This window comes from Escherichia sp. MOD1-EC6475 (assembly GCF_003046645.1).
In the GTDB taxonomy this organism is placed as follows: domain Bacteria; phylum Pseudomonadota; class Gammaproteobacteria; order Enterobacterales; family Enterobacteriaceae; genus Escherichia; species Escherichia ruysiae.
On the sequence record NZ_PZKQ01000027.1, the window covers coordinates 1 to 21,727 of the forward strand.

At 51.2% G+C, this 21,727-nt stretch carries 23 protein-coding genes and 1 other annotated feature; of the genes, 10 read left to right on the top strand and 13 right to left on the bottom strand.

Features of this window, described 5'->3' with window-relative positions; all coding sequences use genetic code 11:
• The 9 genes from A7589_RS09365 to A7589_RS23670 all read right to left on the bottom strand — a co-directional run.
• On the bottom strand, nucleotides 1–473 hold a 473-nt coding region (locus tag A7589_RS09365; protein ID WP_286174494.1), incomplete at its 3' end, for an aromatic amino acid transport family protein.
• A gap of 90 nt (nucleotides 474–563) precedes the next feature.
• Nucleotides 564–1,979, bottom strand: coding sequence for a tryptophanase (tnaA, locus tag A7589_RS09370; protein WP_010347274.1), 1,416 nt, complete (start codon nucleotides 1,977–1,979; stop codon nucleotides 564–566).
• Nucleotides 1,980–2,199: 220 nt separating this feature from the next.
• Complete coding sequence (tnaC, locus tag A7589_RS09375; protein WP_032147965.1) at nucleotides 2,200–2,274, bottom strand: tryptophanase leader peptide; 75 nt, start codon at nucleotides 2,272–2,274, stop codon at nucleotides 2,200–2,202.
• Between the two features lie 241 nt (nucleotides 2,275–2,515).
• On the bottom strand, nucleotides 2,516–3,880 hold the full coding sequence (mnmE, locus tag A7589_RS09380) for a tRNA uridine-5-carboxymethylaminomethyl(34) synthesis GTPase MnmE (protein WP_000019084.1): 1,365 nt from the start codon (nucleotides 3,878–3,880) through the stop codon (nucleotides 2,516–2,518).
• Nucleotides 3,881–3,951: 71 nt separating this feature from the next.
• The gene (gene yidC, locus A7589_RS09385; RefSeq protein WP_000378258.1) at nucleotides 3,952–5,598 is read right to left on the bottom strand and encodes a membrane protein insertase YidC; all 1,647 of its coding nucleotides are present in this window, start codon (nucleotides 5,596–5,598) and stop codon (nucleotides 3,952–3,954) included.
• A 2-nt stretch (nucleotides 5,599–5,600) separates the two neighbouring features.
• A complete protein-coding gene (gene yidD / locus A7589_RS09390; protein WP_001307474.1) occupies nucleotides 5,601–5,858 on the bottom strand; it encodes a membrane protein insertion efficiency factor YidD in 258 nt (85 codons plus the stop codon).
• Entirely contained in the window at nucleotides 5,822–6,181 is a 360-nt protein-coding gene (gene rnpA, locus A7589_RS09395; protein ID WP_000239730.1) for a ribonuclease P protein component, read from the bottom strand. The genes yidD and rnpA overlap by 37 nt, the downstream gene beginning before the upstream one ends.
• Nucleotides 6,182–6,197: 16 nt before the next feature.
• Nucleotides 6,198–6,338: a 50S ribosomal protein L34 gene (gene rpmH / locus A7589_RS09400; RefSeq protein ID WP_000831330.1), complete on the bottom strand. Its 141-nt coding sequence runs from the start codon at nucleotides 6,336–6,338 to the stop codon at nucleotides 6,198–6,200.
• A 238-nt stretch (nucleotides 6,339–6,576) separates the two neighbouring features.
• On the bottom strand, nucleotides 6,577–6,648 hold the full coding sequence (locus A7589_RS23670) for a hypothetical protein (RefSeq protein WP_123056761.1): 72 nt from the start codon (nucleotides 6,646–6,648) through the stop codon (nucleotides 6,577–6,579).
• Nucleotides 6,649–6,944: 296 nt separating this feature from the next.
• On the opposite strand from A7589_RS23670, the gene dnaA reads away from it, so the two are divergent.
• From dnaA to yidA, 6 genes are all read left to right on the top strand, one after another.
• The gene (gene dnaA / locus A7589_RS09405) at nucleotides 6,945–8,345 is read left to right on the top strand and encodes a chromosomal replication initiator protein DnaA (protein WP_000059099.1); all 1,401 of its coding nucleotides are present in this window, start codon (nucleotides 6,945–6,947) and stop codon (nucleotides 8,343–8,345) included.
• 4 nt (nucleotides 8,346–8,349) lie between these two features.
• The gene (dnaN, locus tag A7589_RS09410; RefSeq protein WP_000673456.1) at nucleotides 8,350–9,450 is read left to right on the top strand and encodes a DNA polymerase III subunit beta; all 1,101 of its coding nucleotides are present in this window, start codon (nucleotides 8,350–8,352) and stop codon (nucleotides 9,448–9,450) included.
• On the top strand, nucleotides 9,450–10,523 hold the full coding sequence (recF, locus tag A7589_RS09415; protein ID WP_000060088.1) for a DNA replication/repair protein RecF: 1,074 nt from the start codon (nucleotides 9,450–9,452) through the stop codon (nucleotides 10,521–10,523). Before dnaN ends, recF begins: the two co-directional genes overlap by 1 nt.
• Before the next feature lie 28 nt (nucleotides 10,524–10,551).
• Nucleotides 10,552–12,966 (top strand): DNA topoisomerase (ATP-hydrolyzing) subunit B, encoded by a 2,415-nt coding sequence (gyrB, locus tag A7589_RS09420; protein ID WP_000072052.1) that lies wholly within the window; start codon nucleotides 10,552–10,554, stop codon nucleotides 12,964–12,966.
• A 197-nt stretch (nucleotides 12,967–13,163) separates the two neighbouring features.
• On the top strand, nucleotides 13,164–13,604 hold the full coding sequence (locus tag A7589_RS09425; protein WP_473087412.1) for a YidB family protein: 441 nt from the start codon (nucleotides 13,164–13,166) through the stop codon (nucleotides 13,602–13,604).
• Between the two features lie 114 nt (nucleotides 13,605–13,718).
• Entirely contained in the window at nucleotides 13,719–14,531 is an 813-nt protein-coding gene (gene yidA, locus A7589_RS09430; protein WP_000985555.1) for a sugar-phosphatase, read from the top strand.
• A gap of 43 nt (nucleotides 14,532–14,574) precedes the next feature.
• On the opposite strand, the gene A7589_RS09435 is transcribed toward yidA, so the two are convergent.
• A complete protein-coding gene (locus A7589_RS09435; RefSeq protein ID WP_000055722.1) occupies nucleotides 14,575–15,231 on the bottom strand; it encodes a YidX family protein in 657 nt (218 codons plus the stop codon).
• Between the two features lie 53 nt (nucleotides 15,232–15,284).
• On the bottom strand, nucleotides 15,285–16,388 hold the full coding sequence (cbrA, locus tag A7589_RS09440; protein WP_016231523.1) for a colicin M resistance lipid reductase CbrA: 1,104 nt from the start codon (nucleotides 16,386–16,388) through the stop codon (nucleotides 15,285–15,287).
• Nucleotides 16,389–16,488: 100 nt separating this feature from the next.
• Between cbrA and A7589_RS09445 the strand changes: the two genes are divergently transcribed.
• Nucleotides 16,489–17,703: a YidR family protein gene (locus A7589_RS09445; RefSeq protein ID WP_010350484.1), complete on the top strand. Its 1,215-nt coding sequence runs from the start codon at nucleotides 16,489–16,491 to the stop codon at nucleotides 17,701–17,703.
• Here the strand turns inward: A7589_RS09445 and A7589_RS09450 are convergent, their stop codons facing one another.
• Nucleotides 17,704–18,036: a YceK/YidQ family lipoprotein gene (locus A7589_RS09450; RefSeq protein WP_064732606.1), complete on the bottom strand. Its 333-nt coding sequence runs from the start codon at nucleotides 18,034–18,036 to the stop codon at nucleotides 17,704–17,706.
• Nucleotides 18,037–18,274: 238 nt separating this feature from the next.
• Nucleotides 18,275–18,347: a sequence feature (ROSE (Repression Of Heat Shock gene Expression) occurs in the 5'-region of heat shock genes and acts as an RNA thermometer to modulate expression.), on the top strand.
• On the opposite strand from A7589_RS09450, the gene ibpA reads away from it, so the two are divergent.
• From ibpA to A7589_RS09465, 3 genes are all read left to right on the top strand, one after another.
• Nucleotides 18,341–18,754, top strand: coding sequence for a small heat shock chaperone IbpA (ibpA, locus tag A7589_RS09455; protein WP_001243437.1), 414 nt, complete (start codon nucleotides 18,341–18,343; stop codon nucleotides 18,752–18,754). It overlaps the preceding feature by 7 nt.
• 111 nt (nucleotides 18,755–18,865) lie before the next feature.
• The gene (gene ibpB / locus A7589_RS09460) at nucleotides 18,866–19,294 is read left to right on the top strand and encodes a small heat shock chaperone IbpB (RefSeq protein ID WP_001243431.1); all 429 of its coding nucleotides are present in this window, start codon (nucleotides 18,866–18,868) and stop codon (nucleotides 19,292–19,294) included.
• 196 nt (nucleotides 19,295–19,490) lie between these two features.
• Nucleotides 19,491–21,152, top strand: a complete 1,662-nt coding sequence (locus tag A7589_RS09465; RefSeq protein WP_016159930.1) for a putative transporter — start codon at nucleotides 19,491–19,493, stop codon at nucleotides 21,150–21,152.
• Between the two features lie 66 nt (nucleotides 21,153–21,218).
• On the opposite strand, the gene yidI is transcribed toward A7589_RS09465, so the two are convergent.
• Nucleotides 21,219–21,668, bottom strand: coding sequence for an inner membrane protein YidI (gene yidI, locus A7589_RS09470; RefSeq protein ID WP_000352014.1), 450 nt, complete (start codon nucleotides 21,666–21,668; stop codon nucleotides 21,219–21,221).
• Nucleotides 21,669–21,727: the final 59 nt, after the last annotated feature.

The following is a 21,727-nucleotide window of genomic DNA, read 5'->3' on the forward strand; positions in this document are numbered from 1 at the left end:
GGTTCAGGGGGCCAGTCTATAATACGGCTGGCGGCTAACGAACTTATCCATAATATGCTGGCGACGAAAATGGCCGTGCAGATCCCGACAATGCGAGGATTGGCATGGTAGCCCAAATTCATTGATATCGTTTCGCTAATGATCGCGCCGTTAGCAGAGATATAGGCGTAAGTGAGAATATAGAGAACGAAGGCAACGGTAATGCCGCTGATAATGTTCCAGGTGTTACCGATTAAATCTTTAGTGATGGTATTAAAACTGGAGCCGACGGGATAATTTAAATTTGCTTCTAATAATAGTAACCCAGAATGTAGCATTGAAAACCAGGCAATGATAAGGATAAAGGCACCCCAGAAAAACCAGGCGCCGGCAAGATCAACAGGTAAAGCAAACATACCTCCACCGATTACTGTACCTGCTATAACCATAACACCCCAAAATGCAGAGTGTTTTTTTTCTGCTTGTTCAGTCATGATGCCACCTTTAGAGGAAGGCTATTTTTGTTATTGAGGATGTAGGGAATGGAGTGGCTAACATCCTTATAGCCACTCTGAGTGTATTAATTAAACTTCTTTCAGTTTTGCGGTGAAGTGACGCAATACTTTCGGTTCGTAGGTAAAGGTCAATCCTTTAATATTGGCTGCATTTTCTTTCACATGTTTGAAGGCTTCAATAATAAAGTCCATATGTGTTTGAGTATAGGTCGCGCGTGGAATGGTTAAACGCAGCAATTCTGCCGGGCACGGCAGTTGTTTACCGGTTTTCGGATCGCGGCCTAACAGGAAAGACCCAATTTCTACCGCACGGATACCGGCGACTTTATACAGCTCGCACGCCAGCGCCTGTGCCGGGAACTGATCTGCCGGAATATGCGGCAACAGTTTACCGGCATCAACGAATGCCGCGTGACCGCCCGCTTGCTGGCAGACAACGCCAATCTCTTCCAGACCATCGACCAGATACTGCACCTGCGCAATACGATAGGCCAGCCAGTCATGATTCATGCCGTCATACAGACCTACCGCCAGACGCTCCATCGCGCCGCCTTCCAGTCCACCATAAGTCGGGAAACCTTCCTGCACCACGCAAAGGGTTCTGCACTCGGTATAGACATCGAAGAAGCTGTCGTCTTTCACGCACAGCAGGCCGCCCATTGGCACCATCGCATCTTTCTTGGCGGACATTGCCAGCATATCGGCATATTTGTAGGTTTCGCGGGTAATCTGCTCGATAGTCCAGTCTTTGTATTCAGCTTCACGTTGCTTGATGAAATAGGCGTTTTCAGCAAAGCGCGCGGAGTCCATCACTACAGGAATGTCATATTTCTTCGCAATGCTGTACATCGCTTTCATATTTGCCAGAGATACCGGCTGACCGCCTGCGGAGTTACTGGTGATGGTAGCAACGATATACGGCACGTTATTCGGGCCAACTTCTTCAATACCGCGTTCTAATCCTTCGAGGTCAAAGTTGCCTTTAAAGTCGTAACGCACGCCAGTATCGAAGGCTTCTTTGATATAGACGTTACGCACAGTACAGCCGTTAATCTGGCTATGGCCCTGAGTGGTGTCGAAGAAATAATTCGAGAACGCTACCATTTTGCTGCGATCCAGGCCTTTTTCCTGCTCGCGTTTTTTAATCAGTACCGGAATGTAGATTTGCTCTGCGCCACGCCCCTGGTGAGTCGGAATGGTGTATTGATAACCAAAGATATTCTTCACTGACTCGGCTAATGCGTAGTAGCTGCGGCTGCCGCTGTAGGCTTCGTCGCCGCGCATCATCGCTGCCTGCATACTTTGAGTTACCGCTCCGGTGCCACTGTCGGTCAGTAAATCGATAAACACATCTTCGCTATCCAGCAGAAATGGGTTCATACCGGATTTAATAATCGCTTCTTCACGGTAAGCACGAGTGGTACGTTTTACTGGCTCAATAACACGAATGCGGAACGGTTCAGGGAGGTGTTTAAAGTTTTCCATTGCATAATCCTTCATTTATTTTAATTGCAGTGATCCCTGTGAATATTACATTTGCAATATCTATTAATTTCCCACATATATACAAGAACCGTTACTGCTTTAAGAAAGCAATTAAATCAGTAATAGCGTATATAAAAAAAGAAAATAAAGACGTAGCAAACTCATAGATCACATTGAATCTAATTCGGTTTGACTCTGATGATGGCTACAGAAGGGCAAATTAAGGGCGGTGATCGACAATTCTGTTGTCAATATTAAACCACTTTGAGGTCACACATATATGTAAGGTATTCATAATGTACTTATCCTCGAAAGACACAACGTTACAGTATAATACTCAAGATTTTTGTCTATTCTGAAATTGTTTAAATGTGAATCGAATCACAAACGGTTGCGAAACAATATTAAATGCTTTTTTAAGAAAATAAGTTACGTAAGAAGGCTAAGGTTTATAAAAAGGGTTGAGTAATAATAAGAGTGCTAACAAGAAAGCAAAGCCGCATCAGGCAATCTGGATGCGGCTTTGTAGGTACGGGTTACTTACCGATACAGAAGCTGGAGAAAATTCGCCCCAGCAGATCGTCAGAAGTAAATTCCCCGGTGATTTCGCTTAAGTTTTGCTGTGCCAGGCGTAGTTCTTCCGCAAGCAATTCACCCGCCCATGCACCTAACAGTTGCGCTTTGCCCTGTTGCAGATGCTCCGCCGCTTGTTCTAGCGCCTGCAGGTGACGACGGCGCGCCAGGAAACCGCCTTCCATATTAGTGTCGAAACCCATGCTCTGTTTGAGATGGTTACGCAACACATCCACGCCTTCGCCAGTCCTTGCAGAGAGACGAATCAACGCGTGACCGTTCACTTCGCTCATTCCCAGCGTTTCGCCGGTGATATCAGCTTTATTGCGCACAACAGTGATCGGTAGTTTCGCAGGCAGACGGGCGATAAATTCCGGCCAGATTTCTGCCGGATCAACGGCGTCTGTCGTCGTGCCATCAACCATAAACAGCACGCGGTCGGCCTGTTCAATTTCCTGCCACGCTCGCTCGATACCAATACGTTCAACTTCATCGCTGGCTTCACGTAGCCCGGCGGTATCGATGATATGCAGTGGCATTCCGTCAATGTGGATATGCTCACGCAGCACGTCACGCGTGGTTCCGGCTATATCAGTCACTATCGCCGCTTCACGCCCTGCCAGCGCGTTTAACAGGCTCGATTTACCGGCGTTAGGACGCCCGGCAATCACCACCTTCATCCCTTCGCGCAGCAGACTGCCCTGACGTGCTTCTGCACGTACTGCATCGAGATCGGCAATCACGTCATTGAGCTGGGCTTCAATTTTACCGTCGGAGAGGAAATCGATCTCTTCATCGGGGAAATCAATCGCCGCTTCGACGTAAATGCGCAAGTGGGTGAGGGCTTCAACCAGATGATTGACCCGTGCGGAGAACGCGCCTTGCAGTGAGTTAAGCGCCGAACGAGCCGCCTGTTCTGAGCTGGCGTCGATAAGATCCGCAATCGCTTCGGCCTGGGCTAAATCGAGTTTATCGTTAAGAAACGCGCGTTCTGAAAACTCACCAGGGCGAGCAATCCGCAGTCCAGGAATGGTCAGAATACGTTTTAACAGCAGGTCGAGGATGACCGGACCGCCATGACCTTGCAGTTCCAGCACATCTTCACCGGTGAACGAATTCGGGCCAGGGAACCATAGCGCGATGCCCTGATCCAGCACGCTGCCGTCGGCGTCTTTGAACGGAAGATAATCGGCGTAGCGCGGCTTCGGCAATTTACCCAGCACGGTTTCGGCAACTTCACGGGCTTTGAGGCCGGAGATGCGCAGGATGCCCACACCACCGCGTCCCGGTGGGGTTGCCTGGGCGACGATAGTGTCGTTATGGCTCATGGTTTATCTCATCAATACAAATAAAAAAGGCGGTCAACTGACCGCCCTTATTTTAGCGAAAACTCACCGAATCAGGATTTTTTCTTCTCGCGGCTATGCAGACCACGTTTTTCCAGACCACGGTAAATCAGCTGCTGCTGAATAATGGTTACCAGGTTGCTGACGATATAGTACAGCACCAGACCTGACGGGAACCACAGGAAGAACACGGTGAAGATGACCGGCATGAAGGTCATGATCTTCTGCTGCATCGGGTCGGTCACGGTGGTCGGCGACATCTTCTGAATGAAGAACATCGTTACGCCCATCAGGATCGGCAGGATGTAGTACGGGTCCTGTGCAGACAGGTCGTGGATCCACAGTGCAAATGGCGCCTGGCGCAGCTCAACGGAACCCATCAGCATGTAGTACAACGCCAGGAAGATTGGCATCTGGATCAGCAGCGGGAAGCAGCCGCCCAGCGGGTTAACCTTCTCAGCTTTATACAGCGCCATCATTTCCTGGCTGATACGCTGTTTGTCATCGCCCAGACGCTCACGCATTGCCTGAATCTTCGGCTGCAGCATACGCATCTTCGCCATGGAGGTGTACTGCGCTTTGGTCAGCGGGTACATGATGCCACGAACGATAAAGGTGATGATGATAATGGAGAAGCCCCAGTTACCCACAAAGCTATGGATCCATTTCAGCAGTTTGAACAGCGGCTGAGAGATGAACCACAACCAACCGTAATCAACGGTCAGATCCAGGTGCGGAGCAACGGCCGCCATTTTGTCCTGGATTTCCGGGCCAACCCACAGGGTGCTGTTCATCGCGCCAGTCTGACCTGGCTGAACCAGTACCGGCTGAGACTTATAGCCGATAGCGGCAATGCCGTTACCCAGATTAGCGGTATAGAAGTTGTTGGTGCCGTCGTTATGCGGGATCCATGCAGTTGCGAAATACTGTTGCAGCATCGCAACCCAACCACCTTTCGAAGAGATGTTCAGGTTTTCGTTGTCAGCAATAGTATCGAACTTGTATTTCTCGTACTTCTCGTCAGGCGTGGAGTACGCCGCGCCACGGAAGGTATGCAGCGCAAAGTTGCTGCTTCCGGTATCGAGATGCGGTGGCAGAGTGATGGATTGCTTCAACTGACCAAAAGTGGAGATCTCCAGCGGTTTTTCGCCAGCGTTCTGCACGTTGTAGTTGACGTTGACAGCGTAATCACCACGTTTCAGGACAAACGTTTTGGTAAACGTGTTGCCTGCCGCGTCGGTATACGTCATCGGCACCTGCAGTTCGTTTTGACCCTCCGCCAGCACATAAGCGTCTTTTTCGACGTTATACAGCGGACGCGGGCCATTAGCCGGGTTATCCGGGCCATCACGACCGGTCAGACCGCTCTGTGCCTGATAAATAAACTGCGGTGAGGTTTCCAGCAGCTGGAACGGCTGGGTAGAGTTCAGCTCTTTCGGGTAAGCCGGCAGCAGGGCCTGCTCAACATCACCACCACGGGTGTTGATGGTCAGATCAAGCACGTCGGTTTTAACCGAAATCAGTTTCCCCTGGCCACTGGCCGGTACGCCCTGGTCGGCGGCGCTACCCGCTGCGGTGGTCGTTGTCTGCGTGGTCTGTTGAGCCTGAGGTTGCGGGTTTTTATCCTGCTCCCAGGCTTGCCAGATCATGAAAGACACGAACAGCAAAGCGATGACTAAAAGATTGCGTTGCGAATCCATCGTTAGTGTTCTCTGGTATCAAATGGTCCGGGCGGGACGGGATCGTCACCACCAGGGTGTAAAGGGTGGCATTTTAATACGCGTTTCACCGTCAACCAACTGCCTTTTATCACTCCAAACCTGCGCAATGCCTCAATTCCGTAGCTTGAACAGGTTGGAGTGAAACGACAATGCGGCCCGAGTAGCGGACTAATCAGGCGTTGGTAGACCCGAATGAGGGCTATCAGGACCCGCGAGCCAGGCGACAGTGGCGGCGCCATAATTTTTCCAACGCTTCCGAGAGAGCACGGTTATCGAGGTCGGCAACCCCTTTTTTCGCCACCACCACGAAATCCATAGCCGGGAGTTCATGTTGGCGTAGACGGAAGCTTTCACGCGTCAGACGTTTAATCCGATTGCGTTCATGCGCTCGTCGAACGTTTTTCTTGGCGACTGTAAGACCGATACGGGGATGCCCCAGCGAATTCAGGCGGCCGAGGATGGTGATTTGCGGCGTGCCAGCCCGTTGTGGCTGCTGGAAGACGAATGTGAATTGACTGGGAGTTAACAAGCGTAACTCCCTGGGAAATGCGAGCTTAACCACTCAGGGGTTAGCTTTATTACTTAGAAACGGTCAGACGAGCACGGCCTTTAGCACGACGACGTGCCAGTACCTGACGACCATTTTTAGTAGCCATACGAGCACGGAAGCCGTGAGAACGGTTGCGCTTCAGTACAGACGGTTGAAAAGTGCGTTTCATGGCGATTTCTACCTAAACTTGAATAAATTCAATGGCTTTATTGGATATCCGTCCGAAAATCGAACGATGGACACCGAAGCCATGGGTGATTAAAGAGGCCGGATTGTAATAATTGTACACTCCGGAGTCAATTCTCTTTCCTTATTTACCGCGCTTTTCCGCACCTTTTCACAGGGAAAAAGTGCAACTGTATACCGGTGAAAACCAGCATTGCGCGCCGGGTGGAGGATTATACGGGCTACCAGGTAAAGCGCAAGGATCGCTCAGGATCTTTATTAGATCGATTAAGACTAATTTTGTTTATGGTCATTAAATTTTCCAATATGCGGCCTAAATCGTGCCCGCCTTGTGCCTGGATCGTTTACACTTAACGGGTTCTGGAAAGCCCTGTGGATAAATCGGGAAAATCTGTGAGAAACAGAAGATCTCTTGCGCAGTTTAGGCTATGATCCTCGGTCCCGATCGTTTTGCAGGATCTTGATCGGGCATATAACCGCAGACAGCGGTTCGTGCGTCACCCTCATGCAGGGTCTTTTCGACGTGCGTCAACAATCATGAATGTTTCAGCCTTAGTCATAATCGACTTTTGTTCGAGTGGAGTCCGCCGTGTCACTTTCGCTTTGGCAGCAGTGTCTTGCCCGATTGCAGGATGAGTTACCAGCCACAGAATTTAGTATGTGGATACGCCCATTGCAGGCGGAACTGAGCGATAACACGCTGGCCTTGTACGCGCCAAACCGTTTTGTCCTCGACTGGGTACGGGACAAGTACCTCAATAATATCAATGGACTGCTAACCAGTTTCTGCGGAGCGGATGCCCCACAGCTGCGTTTTGAAGTGGGTACAAAGCCCGTGACACAAACGCTGAAAGTCCCTGCCAGTAACACCGTTGCACCCGCTCAGGCAGCTCAGGTGCAACCGCAACGTGCTGCACCTGCGACGCGCTCGGGTTGGGATAACGTTCCGGCTCCGGCAGAACCGACCTATCGTTCCAACGTTAACGTTAAACATACATTTGATAACTTCGTCGAAGGTAAATCTAACCAACTGGCGCGCGCGGCGGCTCGCCAGGTGGCAGACAACCCTGGCGGCGCCTATAACCCGTTGTTCCTTTATGGCGGCACGGGGCTGGGGAAAACTCACCTGCTCCATGCGGTGGGCAATGGCATTATGGCGCGCAAGCCCAATGCCAAAGTGGTTTATATGCACTCCGAACGTTTTGTGCAGGATATGGTAAAAGCCCTGCAAAACAACGCGATTGAAGAGTTTAAACGCTACTACCGTTCTGTTGATGCGCTGCTGATCGACGATATTCAGTTTTTTGCTAATAAAGAACGATCCCAGGAAGAGTTTTTCCACACCTTCAACGCCCTGCTTGAAGGTAATCAGCAGATCATTCTCACCTCGGATCGCTATCCGAAAGAGATCAACGGCGTTGAGGATCGTTTGAAATCCCGCTTTGGCTGGGGACTGACTGTGGCGATCGAACCGCCAGAGCTGGAAACTCGCGTGGCGATCCTGATGAAAAAGGCTGACGAAAACGACATTCGTTTGCCGGGCGAAGTGGCGTTCTTTATCGCCAAGCGTCTACGATCTAACGTACGTGAGCTGGAAGGGGCGCTGAACCGCGTCATTGCTAACGCCAACTTTACCGGACGGGCGATCACCATCGACTTCGTGCGTGAGGCGCTGCGCGACTTGCTGGCATTGCAGGAAAAACTGGTCACCATCGACAATATTCAGAAGACGGTGGCAGAGTACTACAAGATCAAAGTCGCGGATCTCCTTTCCAAGCGTCGATCTCGCTCGGTGGCGCGTCCGCGCCAGATGGCGATGGCGCTGGCGAAAGAGCTGACTAACCACAGTCTGCCAGAGATCGGCGATGCGTTTGGCGGTCGTGACCACACGACGGTGCTTCATGCCTGCCGTAAGATCGAGCAGTTGCGTGAAGAGAGCCATGATATCAAAGAAGATTTTTCAAATTTAATCAGAACATTGTCATCTTAATCCTATGAAATTTACCGTAGAACGTGAGCATTTATTAAAACCGCTACAACAGGTGAGCGGTCCGTTAGGTGGTCGTCCTACGCTACCGATTCTCGGTAATCTGCTGTTACAGGTTGCTGACGGTACGTTGTCGCTGACCGGTACTGATCTCGAGATGGAAATGGTGGCACGTGTTGCGCTGATTCAGCCGCACGAACCAGGGGCGACGACCGTTCCGGCGCGCAAATTCTTTGATATCTGCCGTGGTCTGCCTGAAGGCGCGGAAATTGCCGTGCAACTGGAAGGTGAGCGGATGCTGGTACGCTCCGGGCGTAGCCGTTTTTCGCTTTCTACCCTGCCTGCGGCAGATTTCCCGAACCTCGATGACTGGCAGAGTGAAGTTGAATTTACCCTGCCGCAGGCGACAATGAAGCGTCTGATTGAAGCGACCCAGTTTTCAATGGCGCATCAGGACGTTCGTTATTATTTAAACGGTATGCTGTTCGAAACCGAAGGTGAAGAGCTGCGCACCGTGGCGACCGACGGTCACCGTCTGGCGGTCTGCTCAATGCCGATTGGTCAGTCTTTGCCGAGCCATTCGGTGATTGTGCCGCGTAAAGGCGTGATTGAACTCATGCGTATGCTCGACGGCGGCGACAATCCGCTGCGCGTGCAAATTGGCAGCAACAACATTCGCGCCCACGTTGGCGACTTTATCTTCACCTCCAAACTGGTGGATGGTCGCTTCCCGGATTACCGTCGCGTTCTGCCGAAGAACCCGGACAAACATCTGGAAGCAGGCTGCGATCTCCTCAAGCAGGCTTTTGCTCGTGCGGCGATTCTCTCTAACGAGAAATTCCGTGGCGTGCGTCTGTATGTCAGTGAAAATCAGCTGAAAATCACCGCTAATAACCCAGAACAGGAAGAAGCGGAAGAGATCCTCGACGTCACCTACAGCGGCGCAGAGATGGAAATCGGCTTTAATGTCAGCTATGTGCTGGATGTTCTGAACGCGCTGAAATGCGAAAACGTGCGCATGATGCTGACTGATTCGGTTTCCAGTGTGCAGATTGAAGATGCCGCCAGCCAGAGCGCGGCTTATGTTGTCATGCCAATGAGACTGTAATGTCCCTCACCCGCTTGTTGATCCGCGATTTCCGCAATATCGAAAACGCGGATCTCGCTTTATCTCTTGGCTTTAACTTTCTGGTGGGTGCCAACGGCAGTGGCAAAACCAGCGTGCTGGAAGCCATCTATACGCTCGGTCACGGTCGGGCGTTTCGTAGTTTGCAGATTGGTCGCGTCATTCGCCATGAGCAGGAGGCGTTTATTCTCCACGGGCGATTACAGGGTGAAGAGCGCGAGACGGCAATTGGTTTAACCAAAGATAAACAGGGCGACAGCAAAGTCCGCATCGATGGTACTGACGGGCATAAAGTTGCGGAGCTGGCGCACCTGATGCCGATGCAACTGATAACGCCAGAAGGGTTTACTTTACTCAACGGCGGCCCCAAATACAGAAGAGCATTCCTCGACTGGGGATGCTTTCACAACGAACCCGGATTTTTCACCGCCTGGAGCAATCTCAAGCGTTTGCTCAAGCAGCGCAATGCGGCGCTGCGCCAGGTGACACGTTACGAACAGCTACGCCCGTGGGATAAAGAACTGATCCCGCTGGCGGAGCAAATCAGCACCTGGCGCGCGGAGTATAGCGCCGGTATCGCTGCCGATATGGCTGATACCTGTAAGCAATTTCTTCCTGAGTTTTCTCTGACTTTCTCTTTCCAGCGCGGCTGGGAGAAAGAGACAGAGTACGCTGAGGTGCTGGAACGTAATTTTGAACGCGATCGCCAGCTAACCTACACCGCGCACGGCCCGCACAAAGCGGACTTACGCATTCGCGCCGACGGTGCTCCGGTGGAAGATACCTTATCGCGTGGGCAGCTAAAGCTGCTGATGTGCGCCTTACGTCTGGCGCAAGGAGAGTTCCTCACCCGTGAAAGCGGGCGGCGGTGTCTCTACCTGATAGATGATTTTGCCTCTGAGCTTGATGATGAGCGTCGCGGACTGCTTGCCAGCCGCTTAAAAGCGACGCAATCACAGGTCTTTGTCAGTGCGATCAGTGCTGAACACGTTATAGACATGTCGGACGAAAATTCGAAGATGTTTACCGTGGAAAAGGGTAAAATAACGGATTAACCCAAGTATAAATGAGCGAGAAACGTTGATGTCGAATTCTTATGACTCCTCCAGTATCAAAGTCCTGAAAGGGCTGGATGCGGTGCGTAAGCGCCCTGGTATGTATATCGGCGACACGGATGACGGCACCGGTCTGCACCACATGGTATTCGAGGTGGTAGATAACGCTATCGACGAAGCGCTCGCGGGTCACTGTAAAGAAATTATCGTCACCATTCACGCCGATAACTCTGTCTCCGTACAGGATGACGGGCGCGGTATTCCGACCGGTATTCACCCGGAAGAGGGCGTATCGGCGGCGGAAGTGATCATGACTGTCCTGCACGCAGGCGGTAAATTTGACGATAACTCCTATAAAGTGTCCGGCGGTCTGCACGGCGTTGGTGTTTCGGTAGTAAACGCCCTGTCGCAAAAACTGGAGCTGGTTATCCAGCGTGAAGGTAAAATTCACCGTCAGATCTACGAGCACGGTGTACCGCAGGCACCGCTGGCGGTTACCGGCGATACCGATAAAACCGGCACTATGGTACGTTTCTGGCCAAGCCTCGAAACGTTCACCAATGTGACCGAGTTCGAATATGAAATCCTGGCGAAACGTCTGCGTGAGTTGTCGTTCCTCAACTCTGGCGTTTCCATTCGCCTGAAAGACAAGCGTGATGGTAAAGAAGACCACTTCCACTATGAAGGTGGTATCAAGGCGTTTGTCGAGTATCTGAACAAGAATAAAACGCCAATCCACCCGAATATCTTCTACTTCTCCACCGAAAAAGACGGTATCGGCGTCGAAGTGGCATTGCAGTGGAACGATGGCTTCCAGGAAAACATCTACTGCTTTACTAACAACATTCCGCAGCGTGACGGCGGTACTCACCTGGCAGGTTTCCGTGCGGCGATGACCCGTACACTGAACGCCTACATGGACAAAGAAGGCTACAGCAAAAAAGCCAAAGTCAGCGCCACCGGCGACGATGCGCGTGAAGGGTTGATTGCGGTTGTGTCTGTGAAAGTACCAGACCCGAAATTCTCCTCCCAGACCAAAGACAAACTGGTTTCTTCTGAGGTGAAATCGGCGGTAGAACAGCAGATGAACGAACTGCTGGCAGAATACCTGCTGGAAAACCCAACTGACGCGAAAATCGTGGTCGGCAAAATCATTGATGCTGCCCGTGCGCGTGAAGCTGCACGTCGCGCCCGTGAAATGACGCGTCGTAAAGGCGCGCTGGACTTAGCTGGCCTGCCGGGCAAACTGGCGGACTGTCAGGAACGCGACCCGGCGCTTTCCGAACTGTACCTTGTGGAAGGGGACTCTGCGGGCGGCTCTGCAAAACAGGGGCGTAACCGCAAGAACCAGGCGATTCTGCCGCTGAAGGGTAAAATCCTCAACGTTGAGAAAGCCCGTTTCGATAAGATGCTTGCTTCCCAGGAAGTGGCGACGCTTATCACCGCGCTTGGTTGTGGTATCGGTCGTGACGAATACAATCCGGACAAACTGCGTTATCACAGCATCATCATCATGACCGATGCGGACGTCGACGGCTCGCACATTCGTACATTGCTGTTGACCTTCTTCTATCGTCAGATGCCGGAAATCATCGAACGCGGTCATGTCTACATTGCTCAACCGCCGCTGTACAAAGTGAAGAAAGGCAAGCAAGAGCAGTACATTAAAGACGATGAAGCGATGGATCAGTACCAAATTTCTATCGCTCTGGATGGTGCATCTTTGCATACCAACGCCAGTGCACCAGCTTTAGCTGGCGAAGCGTTAGAAAAACTGGTGTCGGAGTACAATGCGGCGCAGAAAATGATCGTTCGCATGGAACGTCGCTATCCGAAAGCAATGCTGAAAGAGCTTATCTATCAGCCGACGCTGACGGAAGCGGATCTCTCTGACGAGCAGATTGTGACCCGCTGGGTGAACGCGCTGGTCAGCGAACTGAACGACAAAGAACAGCACGGCAGCCAGTGGAAGTTTGATGTCCACACCAATGCCGAGAAAAACCTGTTCGAGCCGATTGTTCGCGTGCGTACCCACGGCGTGGATACTGACTATCCGCTGGATCACGAGTTTATCACCGGCGGCGAATATCGTCGTATCTGCACGCTGGGCGAGAAACTGCGTGGCTTGCTGGAAGAAGATGCGTTTATTGAACGTGGTGAACGTCGTCAGCCGGTAGCCAGCTTCGAGCAGGCGCTGGACTGGCTGGTGAAAGAGTCCCGTCGCGGCCTCTCCATCCAGCGTTATAAAGGTCTGGGCGAGATGAACCCGGAACAGCTGTGGGAAACCACTATGGACCCGGAAAGCCGTCGTATGCTGCGCGTTACCGTTAAGGATGCGATTGCCGCCGACCAGCTGTTCACCACGCTGATGGGCGACGCCGTAGAACCGCGTCGTGCGTTTATCGAAGAGAACGCCCTGAAAGCGGCGAATATCGATATTTAATGGCGTTAACCATGCGAGCGTGCCTGATGCGCTACGCTTATCAGTCCTACGAGACTCCTGCAATGTATTGAATTTGCATGATTTTGTAGGCCGGATAAGGCGTTAACGCCGCATCCGGCAAGAAGCTATAAAAAAAGGGCGGAGATCATCTCCGCCCTTTTTATTTCTGCAATCCGCAATTATCATCCCGCAGAACTATACTTTTTGGGTCAACACGTAACGCTTTACAGGTGATTATCATGGGGCTTTTTGATGAAGTTGTCGGTGCCTTTCTGAAAGGCGATGCGGGAAAATATCAGGCGATTTTAAGTTGGGTTGAGGAGCAGGGAGGCATCCAGGTGCTGCTGGAAAAACTGCAAAGTGGCGGTTTAGGTGCCATTCTCTCAACCTGGTTGAGTAATCAACAGGGCAATCAGCCGGTGAGTGGCGAGCAACTGGAGTCGGCGCTCGGCACAAACGCGGTGTCCGATCTCGGGCAAAAACTCGGCGTAGATACCAGTGTTGCTTCCAACATGCTGGCGGAACAATTGCCGAAGATTATTGATGCCCTCTCGCCGCAGGGTGAAGTGTCACCACAAGCCAATAACGATCTGCTTTCCGCTGGTATGGAGTTACTGAAAGGGAAACTCTTCCGCTAAGCAAAAGGGGAGCACGCAACGCGCGTTGCATCCCCCTTTTCCCTCGGGTGTTGTACTGATTTTTGAGCGGAATCGCGTTAGCATGGGTCAGGAACCAATCTACCTGGGGAACTCATGGCTATCAAACTCATTGCTATCGATATGGATGGCACCCTTCTGCTGCCCGATCACACCATTTCTCCCGCTGTTAAAAACGCGATTGCCGCCGCTCGCGCCCGTGGCGTGAATGTTGTGCTGACAACAGGGCGTCCTTATGCAGGTGTTCACAACTACCTGAAAGAACTGCATATGGAACAGCCGGGCGACTACTGCATTACTTACAATGGCGCGCTGGTGCAGAAGGCCGCTGATGGTAGCACCGTAGCGCAAACCGCTCTCAGCTATGACGACTACCGTTTCCTGGAAAAACTCTCTCGTGAAGTCGGTTCTCACTTCCACGCGCTGGATCGCACCACGCTGTACACCGCCAACCGCGATATCAGTTACTACACGGTGCATGAGTCGTTTGTGGCCACCATTCCGCTGGTATTCTGCGAAGCGGAGAAAATGAACCCTGACACCCAGTTCCTGAAAGTGATGATGATTGATGAACCCGCCATCCTCGACCAGGCCATCGCGCGCATTCCGCAGGAAGTAAAAGAGAAATACACCGTGCTGAAAAGTGCACCGTACTTCCTCGAAATCCTCGATAAACGCGTCAATAAAGGCACCGGCGTGAAATCGCTGGCGGAAGTGTTGGGCATTAAGCCGGAAGAAATTATGGCGATTGGCGATCAGGAAAACGACATCGCAATGATTGAATATGCAGGCGTTGGTGTGGCGATGGATAACGCCATCCCGTCAGTGAAAGAAGTGGCAAACTTTGTCACCAAATCCAACCTTGAAGATGGCGTGGCGTTTGCAATCGAAAAGTATGTGCTGAATTAATCAATGGGCGGGCAAACAGCATAAATGTGTTTGCCCGCAGCGATTAACAATTTCTGGTCGTGCATAAAATCAGGAACTGGAGTGGTGAAGTCACAATATCCAGCGTAATGGTGACTGGCAGCAGCGCATTAGCGAGTCCGCGCGGGACGCCATTTGTTGTTTTGTACTCATAAAATCCCACCGTAAAGGGCTGATGGAAAACCATCACATTTGAGTAATCCGCTTTTTTATTTTTCTGGTGGATAGAGCCTTTCAGGCCGTCCAGCATCCATGTACAACGCTGAGAATCACACACAAAACCATATTGTGTCGCCAGTGCTTTATCTTCCTCGTTATCCCAGTCGTAATAGAGCGTTATTGCACCAGAAAAATTCGTATCACTGCTGCTTAAAATAAATTTCGCATTATCGGAAACGGTGATTCTTTCGCCATGAATAGCCGGATCGTTCAGCATTTTAACCACCTCACCGCCGCCGGTGGTCAACAGGTAGTCCAGCGATTCGCCAACAAAAACATAGCCTTTCGTTCCGTTACTGTCTTCAGCCAGCGATAACCCCTTAATCGTGTCTGACCGCCATTGCTGGGCATGTGGACGGCTTGCGGTATTGGAAACCAACCCCCAGGTGATACATCCGGTCAACGCAAATGCCAAAAAACACAAACCGGCAGCCTTAAAAAATCCCTTAAAATTCAAACTCATGATTAATCCTTTAAACAACAATGAAACAGCTGAAAGCATACCTTTCTTTTCACTTATTTAGGATAAAGCATCCTGCTTTCAGAATAGTGCCCGGCGCAATTCATCTGCGGAATATGCGCCACACCACTGCGCATAATCCACTTTCTTAAGGCAGGTGCAGTCAGGCATCGGCTTTTTAATATCTTGCCGTAGAGTTTTAAACGCAATTTGCGGGTGGCGCGCCAGTAGGCGGTATTGATCTTCTCTGGCTGCTTCAGTAATACCGAACGAAGAATGTCTGCGCTATCGAGCGCATAGCTAATCCCCTCCAGTGAGCTGGCGCTGATGAATCCCGCCGCTTCACCAATAAGAAAGGCGTTGTCCTTACCGCAGACAAAATCCTGCCAGCGTGAGGGAAATAACACCGTGCATTTTTCGCTTTTCACCGCTTTGCCAAACTGGAACTGAAAGGCGTTCATTTTTTCTTTCAGCGCCGCGAAACGCGCCTGACCGTCTTTCATCGGATAGGCTCCGCCAAAGATAAAATAACCGTCTTTGCTAATACTCCATGAATAACAGTCCGTTATCGCATTATCAAAGATACAGGAGTAGAACGGCACCGGATGTTTCTCTGCGAACCACTGCTGGATAGCGACATATTTACGAATCTGATGATCCGGGTAGAGATGTCGCCGCACCATCGAGTTGGCACCATCGGCACCGATCAGATAGCGGGCGGTAATATGCTGCTCCCAGCCGTCTGCGCGAAAAATGACATGCCATTTATCATCCTCACGCCAGATTTTTCGACACAGGCTGTCGTGGTAAACCTCAACGCTGGCGGGGATCAGTGACTTCATCCACAAGTCGAAAGCATGGCGATTAATATTGATATAGCTCCGTTGGTAGTTACGCGTGAGCGATGCGGCGACGTCGACGGTTTTGACGCTGAAAATCTGCGGATTGGCGATCACATCGACAGGAAGCGTCAGTCCATCGCGAATAAAAGAACGCTGTGCGTCCGGTGCCAACAGACCGCCACAAGGCTTGCTGAAACCTTCAGTACCGCACTGGTGCTTTTTATCCAGCGCGATCACCTGCATTTTGCCTGCTAACTGCCGCGCCAGCGCCGAACCTGCCGGGCCGAGGCCAATAATCGCCACGTCGAAATGTTCCATCTTTTTACTCACATTCATCACGATGGCAAAAGACTATTGTCTGAAAGTGAAGTCCTTGTGAAGTATGATGGCGGGAACCGTTTTGTATCAGGATCACGCCATGAAACAACTCACCAACGCTTCACGAAATCACTTGCTCACCAATACCAATACCTGGACACCCGACAGCCAGTGGCTGGTGTTTGATGTGCGCCCTTCTGGCGCGTCGTTTACCGGCGAGACCATTGAGCGCGTGAATATCCATACCGGCGAGGTCGAGGTTATCTACCGGGCGTCACAGGGCGCACACGTCGGCGTGGTGACCGTTCATCCGAAGTCAGAGAAATATGTCTTCATCCACGGTCCTGAAAATCCTGATGAAACATGGCATTACGATTTCCATCACCGTCGGGGTGTGATTGCTGAAGGCGGCAAAGTGAGTAATCTCGATGCAATGGATATTACCGTTCCGTACACTCCAGGGGCGCTACGCGGCGGCAGCCATGTGCATGTTTTTAGCCCGAACGGTGAAATGGTGAGTTTTACTTATAACGACCATGTAATGCATGAACTTGATTCGGCGCTGGATTTGCGAAACGTCGGGGTGGCGTCACCGTTTGGCCCGGTCAACGTACAAAAGCAGCATCCGCGTGAATACAGCGGTAGCCACTGGTGCGTGCTGGTGAGTAAAACTACGCCCACGCCGCAGCCTGGCAGTGATGAAATCAATCGCGCTTATGAAGAAGGATGGGTAGGAAACCACGCACTGGCGTTTATTGGCGACACGCTTTCGCAAAAGGGCGAGAAAGTGCCGGAGCTGTTTATTGTTGAGCTGCCGCAAGATGAAACAGGCTGGAAAGCAACAAGTGATGCGCCGTTAAGCGGAACGGAAACAACCCTGCCCGCGCCACCGCGCGGCGTCGTGCAGCGACGTTTAACCTTTACACACCATCGGACTTATCCGGGGTTAGTCAACGTCCCGCGCCACTGGGTACGCTGTAACCCGCAGGGAACGCAAATCGCGTTTTTAATGCGCGATGATTACGGCATTGTGCAACTGTGGCTTATCTCGCCAAAGGGCGGTGAGCCGCGCCAGTTAACTCATAACAAAACGGATATTCAGTCTGCATTTAACTGGCATCCGTCAGGAGAATGGTTGGGCTTTGTGCTGGATAATCGGATTGCTTGTGCCCATGCGCAAAGCGGTGAGGTTGAGTATTTAACTGATAATCACGCCAACCCACCTTCGGCAGACGCCGTGGTCTTCTCGCCGGACGGTAAATGGCTGGCGTGGATGGAAGCAGGTCAGCTGTGGATCACCGAAACGGGTCGCTAGTCAGTTCGCTGGCATTCTGGCTGGTGGAATGACGGCATTGATGGCTTGCGCGTCGGCTTCGCTTTTTTCCACGCGCGAGCGCACCGAACTGTCTTTGCGGAACGCATCCCACGGCAGCAAAAGTGTGTCCATGACTGCGGTAAATGGCATATCGAGAATCGCCAGCGATTTGGTTCCCCAGTTTGTCGTGTCATCGCCAATCATGGTGACACTAGCGCGGGTGCCGGGATACGTTCCCTCCTTACCTCCGGTATGGGACATTACGCTGGAGCATCCTCCGAGTAATGTCATTCCGCTGCATATCATGGACGCTAACAACACATTTCTTATCATAATAAATTCATCTGTTAATCGTGGGTGTTGGCATGATGTGTTATAGCGATCCCTTGCCGAAAATAACATCATCATCATGTCGCACTGTGGCGGCTATCGCACTTTAACGTTTCGTGCTGTCCTCCAGTCTATGCAATAGACCACAAACTGCAAAAAAAAGTCCGTTGGAAAGGCTTGAAAAGTGCATATCCAGACCCATTTTTATACCGTAGCTGATGAGAACGCGCCTGATGGGTGTTCTGGCTACCCGACCTGTCCATTGTGGAAGGTCTTATATTCTCGCTGATTTCAGGAGCTATTGATTATGCGTAACTTTGATTTATCCCCGCTTTACCGTTCTGCTATTGGATTTGACCGTTTGTTTAACCACTTAGAAAACAACCAGAGCCAGAGTAATGGTGGCTACCCTCCGTATAACGTTGAACTGGTAGACGAAAACCATTACCGCATTGCTATCGCAGTCGCGGGTTTTGCTGAGAGTGAACTGGAAATTACCGCCCAGGACAATCTGCTGGTGGTGAAAGGTGCTCATGCTGACGAACAAAAAGAGCGCACCTATCTGTACCAGGGCATCGCTGAACGCAACTTTGAACGCAAATTCCAGTTAGCCGAGAACATTCATGTTCGTGGTGCTAACCTGGTAAATGGTCTGCTGTATATCGATCTCGAACGTGTGATCCCGGAAGCGAAAAAACCGCGCCGTATCGAAATCAACTAATTCCCTAAGGCCGCCAGGCGCGGCCTGACATTTCCATGCTCGCCGTCAGGGAGCATATGCGAATCTTCGGATTTGCAGGTACTTACTCGCTTCTTAGAAGGAGAAATGACTATGCGTAACTTCGATTTATCCCCACTGATGCGTCAATGGATCGGTTTTGACAAACTGGCCAACGCATTGCAAAACGCCGGTGAAAGCCAGAGCTTCCCGCCGTACAACATTGAGAAAAGCGACGATAACCACTACCGCATTACTCTGGCGTTGGCTGGTTTCCGTCAGGAAGATTTAGAGATTCAACTGGAAGGTACGCGCCTGAGCGTAAAAGGCACGCCTGAGCAGCCAAAAGAAGAGAAGAAATGGCTGCATCAAGGGCTTATGAATCAGCCGTTTAGCCTGAGCTTTACGCTGGCTGAAAATATGGAGGTCTCTGGCGCAACCTTCGTTAATGGTTTACTGCATATTGATCTAATTCGTAATGAGCCTGAACCCATCGCAGCGCAGCGTATCGCTATCAGCGAACGTCCCGCGTTAAATAGCTAATTAGCTATTCTCTTTGCCCCGCCAGTTTGGTGGGGCTTTTTTTTGCCTGCAATCTTCAACAATGTTTTAATTTTCGCCAGGTTAAGATGTTCCGGCACTTTCTTTACCGTGATAATGTGCGCCATAAGGCAAATCTGCTTCACCGATTCAGCCATAATCCGTAGCAATTAAAATGTTATTTCAAGAGAAATGGACGATGAGTGATATAGCATTAACGGTCAGTATTCTGGCTTTGGTGGCGGTCGTCGGTTTGTTTATCGGCAACGTCAAGTTTCGCGGCATAGGATTAGGTATTGGCGGCGTGCTGTTTGGTGGGATCATCGTCGGCCATTTCGTTTCTCAGGCTGGGATGACATTAAGTAGCGATATGCTGCATGTTATCCAGGAATTTGGCCTGATCTTGTTTGTTTATACCATCGGGATTCAGGTGGGGCCGGGCTTCTTTGCCTCATTGCGCGTCTCCGGGTTACGCCTCAACTTGTTTGCTGTTCTGATAGTCATTATCGGCGGTCTGGTTACCGCTATCCTGCATAAACTTTTCGATATTCCACTGCCTGTGGTGCTGGGGATTTTCTCTGGCGCGGTCACCAATACGCCAGCATTGGGGGCAGGTCAGCAAATCTTACGCGATCTCGGCACACCGATGGAGATGGTCGATCAGATGGGGATGAGTTACGCGATGGCGTATCCATTCGGCATTTGTGGGATTTTGTTCACCATGTGGATGCTGCGGGTTATTTTCCGCGTCAATGTTGAGACTGAGGCCCAGCAGCACGAGTCCACGCGAACCAACGGCGGTGCGCTAATCAGGACGATTAACATCCGTGTTGAGAACCCTAATTTGCATAATTTAGCCATTAAAGATGTGCCGATTCTTAATGGCGATAAAGTTATCTGCTCACGATTGAAACGAGAAGAAACCCTAAAAGTGCCTTCGCCAGAGACCGTTATTCAACTTGGCGATTTGCTGCATCTGGTGGGACAGCCTGCGGATTTGCATAATGCACAACTGGTGATTGGTCAGGAGGTGGATACTTCGCTATCAACGAAAGGCACCGATTTGCGCGTCGAACGCGTGGTGGTCACCAATGAAAATGTGCTCGGTAAACGTATTCGCGACCTGCACTTTAAAGAACGCTATGACGTTGTTATCTCGCGCCTGAACCGTGCCGGGGTTGAACTGGTCGCCAGTGGCGATATTAGCCTGCAATTTGGCGATATCCTCAACCTGGTGGGGCGGCCTTCTGCTATTGATGCCGTTGCCAATGTATTAGGTAATGCGCAGCAAAAACTGCAACAGGTTCAGATGTTACCGGTGTTTATTGGTATCGGTCTTGGCGTGTTGTTAGGCTCCATTCCCGTGTTTGTGCCTGGATTCCCGGCGGCATTGAAGCTGGGGCTGGCGGGGGGGCCGCTGATTATGGCGCTGATCCTTGGGCGTATCGGCAGTATCGGCAAGCTTTACTGGTTTATGCCACCAAGCGCCAACCTGGCGCTGCGGGAGCTGGGGATCGTACTGTTCCTCTCGGTAGTGGGTCTGAAATCCGGCGGCGATTTTGTCGATACCCTGGTCAATGGTGAAGGGCTAAGCTGGATTGGTTATGGTGCCCTGATCACTGCAATTCCGCTGATTACAGTCGGCATTCTGGCGCGGATGTTAGCCAAAATGAATTACCTGACCATGTGCGGGATGTTGGCTGGCTCCATGACCGATCCTCCGGCGCTGGCGTTTGCCAATAATCTTCATCCTACCAGCGGTGCGGCGGCACTCTCTTACGCCACGGTGTATCCGTTAGTCATGTTCCTGCGCATTATCACACCACAGTTACTTGCGGTGCTTTTCTGGAGTATCGGTTAATTCTTTTGCGGGTGGAGTTGCCGTAAACGGCACACCACCCGGCATTTCAGAACACCACCGAGCCGCTTAAACCAGTGAACCGCCGGTCAGGAAGGAAAAGATCAGGAATATCAGCAGAAGACCGCAGATGATGCCGATACCAAAAAGCAAGGTATGGAAAGCCAGCGTCCCGCCGCCAAAAACCAGAGCGCCGCGAATGCCCCAGCGATTTTCCTTACGCATACCGCCAACAAATGCGCAAAGTAGCGCGGCAATGGCCAGTGCGATGCCGCCTTGATCGAGGATTTTATCGATATCAGGCGTCTCTTTTTTCTCCACTGTCGTAATTTTTTCACCTTTTATTCCAGCGAGAAGACCTCTTTTAATTTCAGCCGTTTTGTCCGCCACGATGCTTTCAAGCGTTGGCGGCGGTGCGGAAAAAGGGCCGAAGGAAAAGTGGATAATGCCCATCATTAAAGCGATGGCACCGAACAGCATACCCAGTGAACTGATTTTATTTTGCGCTAAGATATCCATCTGACCTCCTTGTAGCGGATGGCAAAGCATATCAAGAAAACATCGACCGAAATTCCTAA